At 37.9% G+C, this 12,981-nt stretch carries 14 protein-coding genes and 1 other annotated feature; of the genes, 9 read left to right on the top strand and 5 right to left on the bottom strand.

Annotated features, from left to right (window positions below):
• Positions 1–13: 13 nt before the first annotated feature.
• The 3 genes from BGI23_RS05905 to BGI23_RS05915 form a co-directional block, all read right to left on the bottom strand.
• Positions 14–211 carry a DUF3813 domain-containing protein gene (locus BGI23_RS05905; protein WP_000527392.1) on the bottom strand — a complete coding sequence of 66 codons (198 nt, stop codon included), beginning with the start codon at positions 209–211 and terminating at the stop codon, positions 14–16.
• Complete coding sequence (locus BGI23_RS05910) at positions 212–352, bottom strand: competence protein (RefSeq protein ID WP_070805481.1); 141 nt, start codon at positions 350–352, stop codon at positions 212–214. It lies immediately after the preceding gene.
• A 105-nt stretch (positions 353–457) separates the two neighbouring features.
• Positions 458–1,267 (bottom strand): Cof-type HAD-IIB family hydrolase, encoded by an 810-nt coding sequence (locus BGI23_RS05915; protein WP_001041237.1) that lies wholly within the window; start codon positions 1,265–1,267, stop codon positions 458–460.
• 494 nt (positions 1,268–1,761) lie between these two features.
• Between BGI23_RS05915 and BGI23_RS05925 the strand changes: the two genes are divergently transcribed.
• Both BGI23_RS05925 and clpB read left to right on the top strand, forming a co-directional pair.
• Positions 1,762–1,941 carry a YjzC family protein gene (locus BGI23_RS05925; protein ID WP_000531421.1) on the top strand — a complete coding sequence of 60 codons (180 nt, stop codon included), beginning with the start codon at positions 1,762–1,764 and terminating at the stop codon, positions 1,939–1,941.
• A gap of 210 nt (positions 1,942–2,151) precedes the next feature.
• On the top strand, positions 2,152–4,752 hold the full coding sequence (gene clpB, locus BGI23_RS05930) for an ATP-dependent chaperone ClpB (protein ID WP_044792713.1): 2,601 nt from the start codon (positions 2,152–2,154) through the stop codon (positions 4,750–4,752).
• A gap of 37 nt (positions 4,753–4,789) precedes the next feature.
• Here the strand turns inward: clpB and BGI23_RS05935 are convergent, their stop codons facing one another.
• The gene (locus BGI23_RS05935) at positions 4,790–4,972 is read right to left on the bottom strand and encodes a YjzD family protein (protein ID WP_001211115.1); all 183 of its coding nucleotides are present in this window, start codon (positions 4,970–4,972) and stop codon (positions 4,790–4,792) included.
• 156 nt (positions 4,973–5,128) lie between these two features.
• On the opposite strand from BGI23_RS05935, the gene BGI23_RS05940 reads away from it, so the two are divergent.
• The 7 genes from BGI23_RS05940 to BGI23_RS05970 all read left to right on the top strand — a co-directional run bounded on the left by BGI23_RS05940 (position 5,129) and on the right by BGI23_RS05970 (position 11,385).
• The gene (locus BGI23_RS05940) at positions 5,129–5,863 is read left to right on the top strand and encodes a lipase family protein (protein ID WP_070805482.1); all 735 of its coding nucleotides are present in this window, start codon (positions 5,129–5,131) and stop codon (positions 5,861–5,863) included.
• A 29-nt stretch (positions 5,864–5,892) separates the two neighbouring features.
• Positions 5,893–6,765, top strand: a complete 873-nt coding sequence (locus tag BGI23_RS05945) for an NAD-dependent epimerase/dehydratase family protein (RefSeq protein ID WP_070805483.1) — start codon at positions 5,893–5,895, stop codon at positions 6,763–6,765.
• 53 nt (positions 6,766–6,818) lie between these two features.
• Positions 6,819–6,995: a ComZ family protein gene (locus BGI23_RS05950; protein ID WP_009879752.1), complete on the top strand. Its 177-nt coding sequence runs from the start codon at positions 6,819–6,821 to the stop codon at positions 6,993–6,995.
• Positions 6,996–7,397: 402 nt separating this feature from the next.
• Positions 7,398–8,330, top strand: coding sequence for a beta-ketoacyl-ACP synthase III (fabH, locus tag BGI23_RS05955; RefSeq protein ID WP_070805484.1), 933 nt, complete (start codon positions 7,398–7,400; stop codon positions 8,328–8,330).
• A 31-nt stretch (positions 8,331–8,361) separates the two neighbouring features.
• Complete coding sequence (gene fabF, locus BGI23_RS05960) at positions 8,362–9,600, top strand: beta-ketoacyl-ACP synthase II (protein ID WP_000412651.1); 1,239 nt, start codon at positions 8,362–8,364, stop codon at positions 9,598–9,600.
• Positions 9,601–9,706: 106 nt separating this feature from the next.
• Positions 9,707–10,495 carry a DUF2268 domain-containing putative Zn-dependent protease gene (locus BGI23_RS05965; protein WP_070805485.1) on the top strand — a complete coding sequence of 263 codons (789 nt, stop codon included), beginning with the start codon at positions 9,707–9,709 and terminating at the stop codon, positions 10,493–10,495.
• Positions 10,496–10,638: 143 nt separating this feature from the next.
• Positions 10,639–11,385 carry a YjbA family protein gene (locus BGI23_RS05970; protein WP_000966137.1) on the top strand — a complete coding sequence of 249 codons (747 nt, stop codon included), beginning with the start codon at positions 10,639–10,641 and terminating at the stop codon, positions 11,383–11,385.
• 222 nt (positions 11,386–11,607) lie between these two features.
• On the opposite strand, the gene trpS is transcribed toward BGI23_RS05970, so the two are convergent.
• Positions 11,608–12,597 (bottom strand): tryptophan--tRNA ligase, encoded by a 990-nt coding sequence (gene trpS, locus BGI23_RS05975; protein ID WP_070805486.1) that lies wholly within the window; start codon positions 12,595–12,597, stop codon positions 11,608–11,610.
• Positions 12,598–12,673: 76 nt separating this feature from the next.
• Positions 12,674–12,890: a binding site (T-box leader), on the bottom strand.
• Positions 12,891–12,981 lie beyond the last annotated feature (91 nt).

Consider the following 12,981-nt stretch of genomic DNA (forward strand, 5'->3'; position numbering starts at 1 on the left):
CTGGTCCTCTTTTTTAATGTGCATTCGTAATGTTTTGCAACTGCTCTTGCATTTCACGTAGCTGAACTTTTTCAGCTGTTGAAGAGTTTGCGTAAGCAGAGTGCAAAGCGTTTTTTGCTCTATATACGAGATCTTGTTGCTCGGCGCCACTTGAACAAGATACGGCATTTGCAACAGCATCTCTAGCTTGTTGAAATAGTAAGTTCCCCATTTAGACCCCTCCAAAAGAAGAGTTACTTCTCACTTTTTCTGCCTCAGCTAATGTACCTCTGTACGGGAATCTTGCATCATGCTTCATAACAGCATCGGCTCCTTGTTGGATAAAACGTTTTGATTTATTCTTTTTACCCATTCGAAAAACCCCCTTTATTTAGCTGAAAACAATCGACGCGCTAACTTTTGCGTCTAATGATAGTATGAGCGTTTGGCGAGAAACTATAAGCAGGGAATTTTTAGATTACAACCCAAGAACCTCTTCTAAATATAGTGCAATACCATCTTCTTCGTTCGTTAACGTCGTATGGTTTGCAAGTGATTTTAATTCAGGGATGGCATTTCCCATTGCGATGCCGTGACCAGCAAATTCAATCATTTCAAAGTCGTTATCTTCATCACCGAAAGCGATAATTCGCTCTTGTGGAATGTTGTAATGACTAGAAATTTTTTGTAGTCCAACAGCTTTATTTAATCCGCTTTTTACAATTTCAATAATCGGCCAAGGTGCGCCCCATTTTCTATGGTCGATTACCTCAGCGTGCATATCAGTTAAATGTTGACGAATTGCAGTAGAATGCTCGTCATGTGCGTCAATTAATAAGCAAGTTGGATGATCGTTTAAAATATTTAATAAGTCTCCTGTAAAAATGTTTGGAGAACCGAATTCAAAAATATGTTTTTTATCTTCATCAATTTCACGAACATACACATCATCCATTACTTCAGCGTATATATTTTTTACGCCAAAATCAAAGCAAGCTCGGACAATTTCTTGTGCGGTTGCTAGCTCAAGAGGAGAGTGATGTGTGCCCCACTTTGAATCAAGAGGATGATGTACGTAAGCGCCATTAAAGTTTACGATTGGTGTATTTAAACCAAGTTCTTTATAGTAATCATAACTAGCGCGGAATGGACGACCTGTTGAGATAACAACAATATGTCCTTGTTCCTTTGCTTTTGCAATTGTATGTTTCGTTCGAGTGGAAATTATTTTGTTGTCTGTTAATAAAGTGCCGTCTAAGTCTAGTGCGATTAAATGCTGTTTGTTCATAATTTCACCTCTTATAATAATTTATTTTTGTTTCGATCTGTATTTCCGTTTTAATATGCAGAAATAAGAGGTTAAGCTGGGTGAGACCACCAAAGATGGAAACTTCACTATATATCCATCTTACGTCGCAAAGTGTTGCGGTGTCTACTATTTCTCGCTGGAAATTAAGAAAAGTCAACATCTTTTTAGAAAGTTCAAACAATGTTTCTTTCATTATGGACAAATTGTGAAAAGGGTTACATTGTTCGTAGGATGAGGCTTATAATGAACATGTAATCTTCTCGTATATGTTTGACTCTCCTTTGAAACTGGCCTATAGTAGGTTGGTTTCTTTTTTTTCTACAAATAGGGAAGAAATCCCTGCTTTAAGCTTGTGTCATTCATGTATATGTACAAGAATGAAATGTAGTACTTGTTTCCTAAACATGACAGACAAGCTTTCTTTTAAAATGGATATACTAATGAGGCAAAGACGTCATGGAAGGAGAATGGAAATGGGACAAAATCGCAGGTTTCGTTCTGGACAAAAAGCGCCGAATGATGGCATTTACGTAGAAATTGGTGAAACGGGAAGTATGGTGAAAGACCCGCAAATGGTGAAACTAACTGCCGGTGAAAAGTTTCCAGATAACACAAATCATAACCGTCAGTGGACATATAAAAGAAAACCGTAACAGAAGCCGCAATCGTTATTGCGGCTTTTTTTCATCACACATTAGAATTTCATTTACCGTACTTTTTTAAGCAGCATAATGAATTTTCCCTTTTTCTTTTTCCAATAATAAGTTTGAAAATACATAAGCAAAATTATTGTATAAAAAAGTCAGTTGGCGTATAATCAAATCAAAGGTCAAAGAAAGTCAAACATTTGGAGGACTGTAAAGATGGACTTAAATCAAATGACAACAAAAACACAAGAGGCGATTATGAGTGCTCAATCTTTAGCGGTATCTCATCATCATCAAGAAGTAGATACTGTTCATCTCTTGTTTACATTATTAGAAGAGCAAGATGGGTTAGCAGTACGTATTTTTCAAAAAATGAACGTCGATATAGAAGCATTAAAAGAAGGCGCCGAAAATTTAATTAAGAAAAAGCCTTCCGTAACGGGGAGCGGTGCAGAAGCAGGTAAATTATATATAACAGGTGCTTTGCAACAACTGCTTGTAAGAGCAGGAAAAGAAGCAGAGAAATTGCAAGATGATTACATTTCAGTTGAACATGTATTACTTGCTTTTACTGAAGAAAAAGGCGATATAAACCAATTATTTACAAGATTTCATATTACGAAAGATAACTTATTACAGTCTTTAATGACAGTTCGGGGGAATCAAAGAGTGACTAGTCAAAATCCAGAAGCAACTTATGAAGCGTTAGAAAAATATGGTCGTGATTTAGTGGCGGAAGTAAGAGCGGGGAAAATTGACCCTGTTATCGGCCGCGATAGTGAAATTCGCCGCGTAATCCGCATTCTTTCACGTAAAACGAAAAACAACCCAGTTTTAATTGGTGAACCAGGTGTTGGTAAAACAGCAATTGTTGAAGGGTTAGCACAGCGTATTGTGAAAAAGGATGTACCTGAAGGATTAAAAGATAGAACAATCTTTGCATTAGATATGAGTGCGCTTGTAGCTGGAGCGAAATTCCGCGGTGAATTTGAAGAGCGTCTCCAAGCTGTATTAAATGAAATTAAAAAGAGTGAAGGTCGTATTTTACTATTCATTGATGAACTTCACACAATCGTCGGCGCTGGTAAAACAGAAGGCGCAATGGATGCAGGAAATATGTTAAAACCGATGCTTGCGCGTGGTGAACTGCATTGTATCGGGGCGACGACGTTAGATGAATATCGTAAATATATTGAGAAAGATCCAGCGCTAGAAAGACGTTTCCAACAAGTATTAGCAGAAGAACCAACTGTTGAAGATACAATTTCCATTTTACGTGGCTTAAAAGAGCGTTTTGAAATTTATCACGGTGTAAATATTCATGACCGCGCGATTGTAGCGGCATCAGTTTTATCAGATCGATATATTTCGGACCGTTTCTTACCGGATAAAGCAATTGATCTTGTCGATGAAGCTTGTGCAACAATTCGTACAGAAATCGATTCTATGCCGACAGAATTAGATGAAGTAACGCGCCGCATTATGCAGCTGGAAATTGAAGAAGCAGCTCTTGGAAAAGAAAAGGACTTTGGTAGCCAAGAACGTCTAAAAACGTTGCAACGTGAATTATCGGATTTAAAAGAAGTTGCAAGTGGTATGAGAGCGAAATGGGAGAAAGAAAAAGAAGATATTCACAAAGTGCGTGACTTACGTGAACATTTAGAGCGTCTGCGCCGTGAATTAGAAGAAGCAGAAGGGAATTACGATTTAAATAAAGCAGCGGAACTTCGCCACGGAAAAATTCCTGCAATTGAAAAAGAGTTAAAAGAAGCAGAAGAAATGGGCGCACATAATAAACAAGAAAATCGTTTATTACGTGAGGAAGTAAGTGAAGAAGAGATTGCTGATATTGTTTCGCGCTGGACTGGTATTCCTGTTGCAAAACTCGTTGAAGGTGAACGCGAGAAATTACTACGTTTAGAGCAAATTTTATCAGAGCGTGTCATCGGACAAGAGGAAGCAGTAAGCTTAGTATCAGACGCAGTTCTTCGTGCACGCGCAGGTATTAAAGACCCGAACCGTCCGATTGGTTCCTTCATTTTCTTAGGACCGACTGGTGTTGGTAAAACAGAACTTGCAAAAACGTTAGCGCAGTCATTATTCGATAGTGAAGAACAAATGATTCGTATTGATATGTCTGAGTATATGGAGAAACACGCTGTGTCACGCTTAATTGGTGCGCCTCCTGGATATGTTGGATATGAAGAGGGCGGTCAATTAACAGAAGCGGTAAGACGTAAACCGTATTCCGTTATTTTATTAGACGAAATCGAAAAAGCACATCCAGAAGTATTCAACATTTTATTACAAATGTTAGATGACGGTCGCATTACAGATTCGCAAGGACGTACAGTAGACTTTAAAAACACGGTTATTATTATGACTTCAAATATTGGATCTGCTCATTTATTAGATGGATTAGGAGAAGATGGCTCCATTAAAGAAGAATCAAGAGAACTTGTAATGGGACAATTAAGAGGTCATTTCCGACCAGAGTTTTTAAACCGTGTCGACGAAATTATTTTATTCAAACCTCTTACAACGAATGAAATTAAAGGTATTGTTGATAAAATTGTAAAAGAATTACAAGGCCGTTTAGCTGACCGTCATATTACGGTAGAATTAACAGACGCAGCGAAAGAGTTTGTTGTCGAAGCTGGCTTCGATCCAATGTACGGAGCTCGTCCGTTAAAACGATATGTGCAGCGTCAAGTTGAGACGAAATTAGCGAGAGAATTAATTGCAGGAACGATTACTGACAATAGTCATGTAGTTGTTGATGTAGAAAATAACGAATTAGTCGTTCATGTGAAGTAAAACAAAAAAGAGTTCGGATAAAATCCGGACTCTTTTTTTAGTGTTGTTCTACTGGCTCGTTTGGAATTGCAGCTGAAATTGCTAGTACGAATACCGCAAGAACAACTGAGAAAATAGACGCTTGGTTAAAATCGTATGTACCGCCAGTCATAGAGCCGATTACGTAGCTCATCATATGTACAAGCAAGAACGACCAAATTAATGCCCAAATGAAACGCATATTTTACACCTCTATTCGTTCAATCTGTCCTTATTGTAACACAATTGAAAAAAGAATATAGAAAAATATTTGTAGATTTTTCAACGCAAATTTGCATTCCGTTCATACATTATAAAAGAGTACTTTTATACGTTTAGAAAATAAGGCGGGGGAAAAATGAGTATTACGGAACGTTTTTTTTACTTAGAAAAAGAACCATGTGTCATTTATTTACCGGAGAAGCCAAATGGATTTTCTGTCATGCTTCTCGGTGATTACAACTACTTTATTGAGAATGGTACAAGTTTATGGACACAGCATGCGGGTAGATCTTATTTTTTACATGGCCTTATTGAGGAAGGCTATACGGTCTTTTCTTCTAATTTATACGGAAGACATTGGGGAAACGATCAATCTGTTCGTCTAGCAAAACGCCTATATGACGTTGTTCTGAGAAAAGAGACATTGAATGCGAAAATGCACATTATGGCAGATGGTATGGGGGCACTTGTTGCGCTTGAAATGATGAACAAATACCCTGAATGTATACGTTCTGTCGTTATGTTAAATCCGTGTTTAGATTTACCAGAATATGTGGAGTTTGAGAAAGAGCATAAATTTTTTTACAAGAGGCTCTTGAAGGAATTAAGTTTAGCGTATGATGCTAAAGAAGAAGAATTAGAAGCGAAAATAAATAAGAAATCATTTACGCTTCTTCCGTCTTGTGTACCTGTTAAAATTTTTGTATCAACACAAGAAAAAAGAGGAAGAAAACAGCTGCTACGTAAATACGAGAAAATGAGGCAATTGAACCAATGCGATACTTCTGTCTTATTCCATCTGCAAGATGTGAAATATAAAATGGTTAGGCAAACGACTGATTTCTTTAAAAAATATGAAGAAGAATTGTGAAGCTCCCATATACATAAATGAGGAGCTATTTGTTTCAAGGAGAAAGGGTTGGTGGTATGGAACGCGTGCTAATTATAGGTGCACTTACGTTTGTAGGTTATCACCTTGTGAATAAAATGATTGCAGAAGAAGTAGAAGTATATGGTCTTGATTTTGATGAATTCGATAATATGACAAAAATTAATGAAGAGAAGTTATTGTTAATTGGGCGAAATGCGTTATTTACGTATTATTCGATAAGAGATGAAGACGGATGGAGATCCGTAGAGGAAGAGAAATTTGATGCTGTTTACTTTTGTCTGTATGAGCCTAACCAACAAAGTGGCTTTCGAAATGAAAGAGTTATATTACAGTATTTAAAGCGAATGATAAGACTGTGTGAAGAACATAAAGTGAAGTTAAATCTAATTTCTTCTATTGAAGTAGGAAACGTAGATGAGTCCGAAAATAAACGTCTATTTGCGAAAGTGGAAGAAGGATTGAAAAAAGGAGAGGTACAATATAGTGTATTTCGAGTTCCTACATTATATGGGCCATGGCAACCATCTTTTATGATGTATCATCAGCTCATTTTATCAGAACTGGGTGAGAAAGAGTGCCATTATACGAGTGAGGAAAACGCCAGTGATCTACTGTACGTTGAAGATGTATGTGAATGCTTATGGGAAAATGGAATGAACGAGGAGCATCTCGGTATATATAATTTACTTAGTGGTAAAAAATCATTATGGAAAAAAGGTATGAACCTTTTACGTGCAGAGGATAAAGTGAAGAAAGAGAATGTGGAAGAAAGAGATGGAACTGTAGAGGTTATTTCGATAAAAAGAAATACTCCGTTAGAATACGGTTTAAATAAACAATTGGCACATATGAAAAAATATAAAGAGTTATACGAAGGATAGCGAGCGTGTTACACTATGTATGTGAAAGTTTTAATGGAGAGGAAGAACATAATATGAATGAGAAAAGCATGCAATTTTTACAAATCGCAATGAAGCATTTACCAGAAGCAAAGGCCATTTTAGATGATAATGGAATTGCGCTTGATATGGAGAAAGCTCAACCAGTATTAGAGTTATTGATGAAAGTTATGAACGAAGCATATGAGCTTGGGAAAGCAGATCAAGAATAAAAAGCATAAAGAGAATAAAAAGCATCTTTTGAGATGGAAGAGAGGCCCGAACCGTGGATAGAAGCGGTCAGGGCCTTTTTTTATTCTCGCCTGGGGGAAAACCAGATATATGAAGAGGGTAAAGGAAAAGTAGTGAGGAAAATTCTCTAGTTTAGAAGGAAAGCAGATAAAGAATAAAAATTTAGATGGAAGAGAGGCCTGAACTGTAAGTAGAAACGGTTCGGGCTTTTTTATATTTCGAAAGAACAGGTAAAGGTATGTTTCCGTTTCTTTTCATAAACAATAAGGTGAATAATGCGTTAGCTTTATGTTTTAGCTGAAATATATTCTAGACAAAAATACATTTATGTTTTAAAATTAGTACCAAGTCATAATAATTGATATAAAACGGAGGGCTGCGATGTGAACGTGGGCATTTTAGGGATCGGAAGATATGTGCCGGAAAAAGTAGTCACAAATCACGATTTAGAGAAAGTAATGGATACATCCGATGAATGGATTCGTACGAGAACAGGTATTGCGGAAAGACGCATTGCCGATGATACAATAGATACTTCATATATGGCCGTAGAGGCTTCTAAAAAAGCACTTGAAGATGCAGGGATTAGCGGAGAGGATATCGATCTTATTTTAGTAGCAACAGTAACGCCAGATCGTGCTTTTCCAGCAGTAGCTTGTGTTATTCAAGAAGCGATTGGCGCAAAACATGCAGCTGCAATGGATTTAAGTGCAGCGTGTGCTGGTTTTATGTACGGAATGATTACAGCGCAGCAATTTATTCAAACGGGAACTTATAAAAATATACTAGTAGTTGGTAGTGATAAACTATCTAAAATTGTAGATTGGAACGATCGAAATACAGCAGTACTATTTGGAGACGGAGCCGGTGCGATCGTAATGGGAGCTGTTTCAGAAGGTAAAGGCGTTCTATCTTTCGAATTAGGAGCGGACGGAAGTGGCGGTAAGCATCTTTATCAAGATGAGTATGTTATGATGAATGGCAGAGAAGTCTTTAAATTTGCTGTTCGTCAACTTGGGGATTCTTGTCTTCGCGTTCTAGATAAAGCTGGTCTTACGAAAGAAGATGTGGATTTCTTAGTACCGCATCAAGCGAATATTCGTATTATGGAATCTGCAAGAGAGAGATTAAATCTACCACAAGAAAAAATGAGTATGACAATTGAGAAGTTCGGTAATACATCAGCTTCTTCCATTCCGATTGCAATGGTAGAGGAATTGCAAAACGGACGTATTCAAGATGGTGATTTAATTATACTTGTTGGTTTTGGCGGCGGATTAACATGGGGAGCAGTCGCTCTTCGTTGGGGTAAATAAGGACTGAGAGAAAAAAAGGAGTGTATTTTGTATGGAAAAAAAGAGGGTCGTAATTACAGGACTAGGAGCTGTTACACCGGTCGGTACAGATGTTGAAACAGCGTGGGAAAACATTAAAAAAGGTGTATCTGGAATCGGACGACTTACAAGAATTGATCCGGAACTATTTCCAGCAAAAGTAGCAGCAGAAATTAACGATTTTGAAGTCGAGAAATATATTGATAAAAAAGAAGCGCGTCGTATGGATCGCTTTACACAATATGCAGTAGCAGCAGCGAAAATGGCAGTGGCAGATGCAAAGCTTGAGATTACAGAAGAAAATGGACCTCGAATTGGTGTATGGATTGGTTCTGGTATTGGTGGTATGGAAACATACGAAGAACAATTTAAGATTTTTACTGAGAAAGGCCCGCGCCGCGTGAGCCCATTCTTCGTACCGATGATGATTCCAGATATGGCAGCAGGCCAAGTATCAATCGCAACAGGAGCAAAAGGAATTAACACTTGTTCTGTAACGGCTTGTGCATCTGGTGCAAACTCAATTGGTGATGCGTTTAAAGCAATTCAGCGTGGTGATGCTGATGCAATGATTACGGGCGGAGCAGAGGCGCCGTTAACAAGTATGGCATTCGCAGGATTTAGCTCAGCGAAAGCATTAACATTCAATGAAGATCCAGCAACAGCTTGCCGCCCATTCGATAAAAACCGTAGTGGTTTCGTAATGGGTGAAGGTTCAGGTATTTTAATTCTTGAAGAATTAGAGCACGCATTAGCTCGTGGTGCTCACATTTATGCGGAAATCGCTGGTTACGGTGCAACTGGTGATGCATTCCATATTACAATGCCAGCTCCTGGCGGTGAAGGCGGCGTGCGCGCAATGCGTCAAGCTTTAGCGGATGCAGGTCTACAGCCAGAAGATATTGATTACATTAATGCGCATGGTACAAGTACGGATGCGAATGAAAAGTATGAAACGATGGCAATTAAAGAAACGTTCGGTGAGCATGCGTATAAAGTAGCAATCAGCTCAACGAAATCAATGACAGGTCACTTATTAGGGGCAGCTGGTGCTGTTGAAGCAATCTTCTCTATTAAATCAATTACAGATGGAGTAATTCCTCCAACAATTAACTATGAGACACCAGATCCAGAATGTGACTTAGATTACGTACCGAATAATGCGAGACATCAAGAAGTAAACGCGGTGTTAAGTAATTCATTAGGATTCGGTGGTCATAACGCAGTATTAGTATTTAAAGCGTATAAATAATAGATGAAATAAGGAGTTTTTTCGTAACATATTGCGAAAAAACTCCTTATTTATTTTTACGCCTTTTTCTCCTTTTGCATATACATAAGAAAAAGGAGGGATAAAGATGGGGATTGTTGAAACTGCTGAGTGGTTACATCTATATTATGGACGGCCAGAAAAGCTGTGTGAGAAGTTTACGAAGTATATCCCGCTGCCAAAAGAAAGGTTGTATCGCTTTTTAATTTCTAAAGGTATGTATCGCCCTGTTATGCGAGGAGAACGAGAAATTAAAGAGTTAGAGAAAAAGGAAGTTTGGAAAGAGTTACGTGCGGAGTATGAGAAACTGAAAAATTGGTTAAAAGGTCCAGATGTCCCTGTTTTTATTCTATTATCAGATTCCTATAATCGAACTGTACAAGAAGAGTATAACGGCAGGGCTGGATTATCTATGCGTCACGTTATTTTCTTATTCGTATGTGGGCGGAATTCGGTGGAAGAATTAAAAGTGCTATTGGCGCATGAATATCATCACATATGCAGGTTGCATCAAATTGAGACGAAAGAAACGGAATATACATTACTTGATACGATGATTATGGAAGGGTTAGCTGAGCAAGCGGTAACGGAAAGATATTCAGAAAAAAACAATGCACCGTGGACGACGTATCTTTCAAAAGAAGAGGCTATATATTATTGGAAAAACGTTGTACATGAAAGAATAAGTATAAAGCGAGGAACAAGGGAGCACGACATCTTATTAAATGGATTTCACTCTTATCCGAAGATGCTTGGCTATGCGCTTGGATTTCATATTGTCAATGATTGTGTAACTTTGCAAGGAGAAGATACACTTTCTTTATTGCCTATAGATGCGAAAGAAATATTAAATAAAGCCAATACATTTCATATATAAAAAAACAGGAGCTCTCTTTCCTGTTTTTTTAGTATTAATAGAAGAAAAAATAATAATTAGAATATATTTCCTTAGGTGGAATAAAGTTAAGAAAAATTGAACATAATGATGGATACAAACAGTAGTGAAGTGAGGGGTAGTGAATGTTATATCTACATGATGTATGGGTAAATTGGTTTGAAGGTGAAGAGAATGGGTATAACGTTTGTCATTTTTACGAATGGCGGAAAGATGATACGATTGAGCTATTAGATCAAGTGCCATTATTAAAAGTAGATTCCACATTATATCATTACATCGAGAACGAATTGTTAGAGCTTCCGCAAAAAATGTTGGAAGACGTACATCATAAGGCTTATATTCGTAAAAATCATGAACGTTTGCAGCAAGAGTATTGCTTTGTAGTTACAGATGGAAAAGGAATTATTGCGATCGATACAATTGGTTACAACGTGCCAATTCGAAAGAGCAGACTTATACCGCGCCAAGAGCAGATGGTATATGAGATGGTAGAAAACGTACAAGCAGAAAAGTATGAGTTCCAAGTAGAAGAAATGGAAAAAGAACATCATATTTTATCACCATCACCTTTCATTATGAATGGCTTAACTCGTAAAGAAAGGCAGCTTAAACAATTACTATTTATGGCGTTAGATCAATTACATACAACGAAAAACACAGCAGAAATTCGCTATTGGTTCACAGAGTGGGATCCATCAGCATACGGAATGGTTCAACATATGGAATTTGAAGATATTTGGGCTAAGCTGTACGATGAAGCGAAAACAGGTTGGTCTGAGAAGCACGAACAATTATGCGAGCGTCTCGTAAAAGGACAGCCATTTTTTGAAAAGTTATGGGAAATGGAAAACGAGCAAAAGGTAAATTAAAAAACCGCCAATCGGCGGTTTTTTTAATTTGGTGTAACTTATCTTCAGCAGCAAGCTCTTCGTGTCTAAGAACTGAACGAGCTGCCTCCGCTTTTATATGAAATCCAGCTCCAGCGGCAAGAATGTTCGGTGACTTCGCGCCTTCCTGCGAGGCAAAAAACGCCTCTACGTCAGGAGCTCCATCCCCCTCACATTCTAAGCGAGCCGCCTCCGCTTTATATGTTACCTACGTTTTCTACTTAGTCCCATTGCGTTTTCTACTTTGCGTAGTTGTTTGAATGCGACGCGGTTTGCTTTTTCGGCACCTTTGTCTAGAATTTCGTCTAGTTCTGGTGAGTTAATTAGTTCGTTATATTTGTCTTGGATTGGGCGAATCGCTTCTACGACTACTTGTGCTAGGTCGCCTTTGAAGTCGCCATATCCTTTTCCTTCGTACATTTCTTCGATTTCTTCAACTGTTTTTCCAGAGAATGAAGAGTAGATTGTTAATAAGTTAGAGATGCCAGGTTTGTTTTCTTTATCGAATTTCATGATACCTTCAGAATCAGTTACAGCACTTTTAATTTTCTTTTCAATTGTTTTTGGTTCATCAAGCATGCTGATCATTGATTTTGGATTCGGATCAGATTTACTCATTTTTTTCGTAGGCTCTGTTAGTGACATAACGCGAGCTCCTACTTTTGGAATGCGGATTTCAGGAATTGTGAATACTTCACGGAAGCGTTTGTTGAAACGCTCTGCTAGGTCACGTGTTAATTCCATATGTTGCTTTTGATCATCACCAACAGGCACGATCTCAGTGTTGTAAAGTAAAATATCAGCAGCCATTAATGGTGGATACGTTAGTAATCCAGCTGGTACTGAATCTCTACCTGACGCTTTATCTTTATATTGCGTCATACGCTCTAATTCTCCAACGTAAGCAACTGATTGCATAATCCATCCTAGTTGAGCGTGTGCCGGTACTTCTGACTGTACAAATAACGTAGCTTTTTCAGGATCGATACCGCATGCTACATAAAGTGCAGCAAGACTGCGGATGTTTTTACGAAGCCCGACAGGATCTTGAGGTACTGTAATCGCATGTTGGTTTACAATACAGAAATAACAGTCGTGTTCATTTTGAAGCTCTGTAAATTGCTTCATAGCTCCTAAATAGTTTCCAAGTGTAATCGTTCCACTTGGCTGAATACCAGAAAAGATAACTGACATAAGTAATTCCTCCTAAATTTGAATGCGTAATGGGGGAAGAGAAGGCAAACAAAAAAGCCCATTCATCCCAAAAAACTATAGGGACGAATGGACCGCGGTACCACCCTAATTATTTCACTGCTGTGAAATCTCTCTAATCCATAATAACGTTTGGATATAACGCCAAAGCCTACTACTTTCGGTTCGGTTTGGAGCTCAAAAGCCCATTCCATACTGTACAATTACTTGTTCACACCAGCCACAAGCTCTCTGAAATTGCCTCAATATGTACTCTTCTTTATCATCGCATACATATAAATTTATTTATTGTTACCTGAGTTCTTTTAAATATGAAAGAACTAAAGTTTTATAACAAAATGTTTTGCTGATTATTATATCATATGG

Origin of the sequence: Bacillus sp. ABP14 (assembly GCF_001831375.1) — a bacterium.
Taxonomy (GTDB): Bacteria; Bacillota; Bacilli; order Bacillales; family Bacillaceae_G; genus Bacillus_A; species Bacillus_A paranthracis.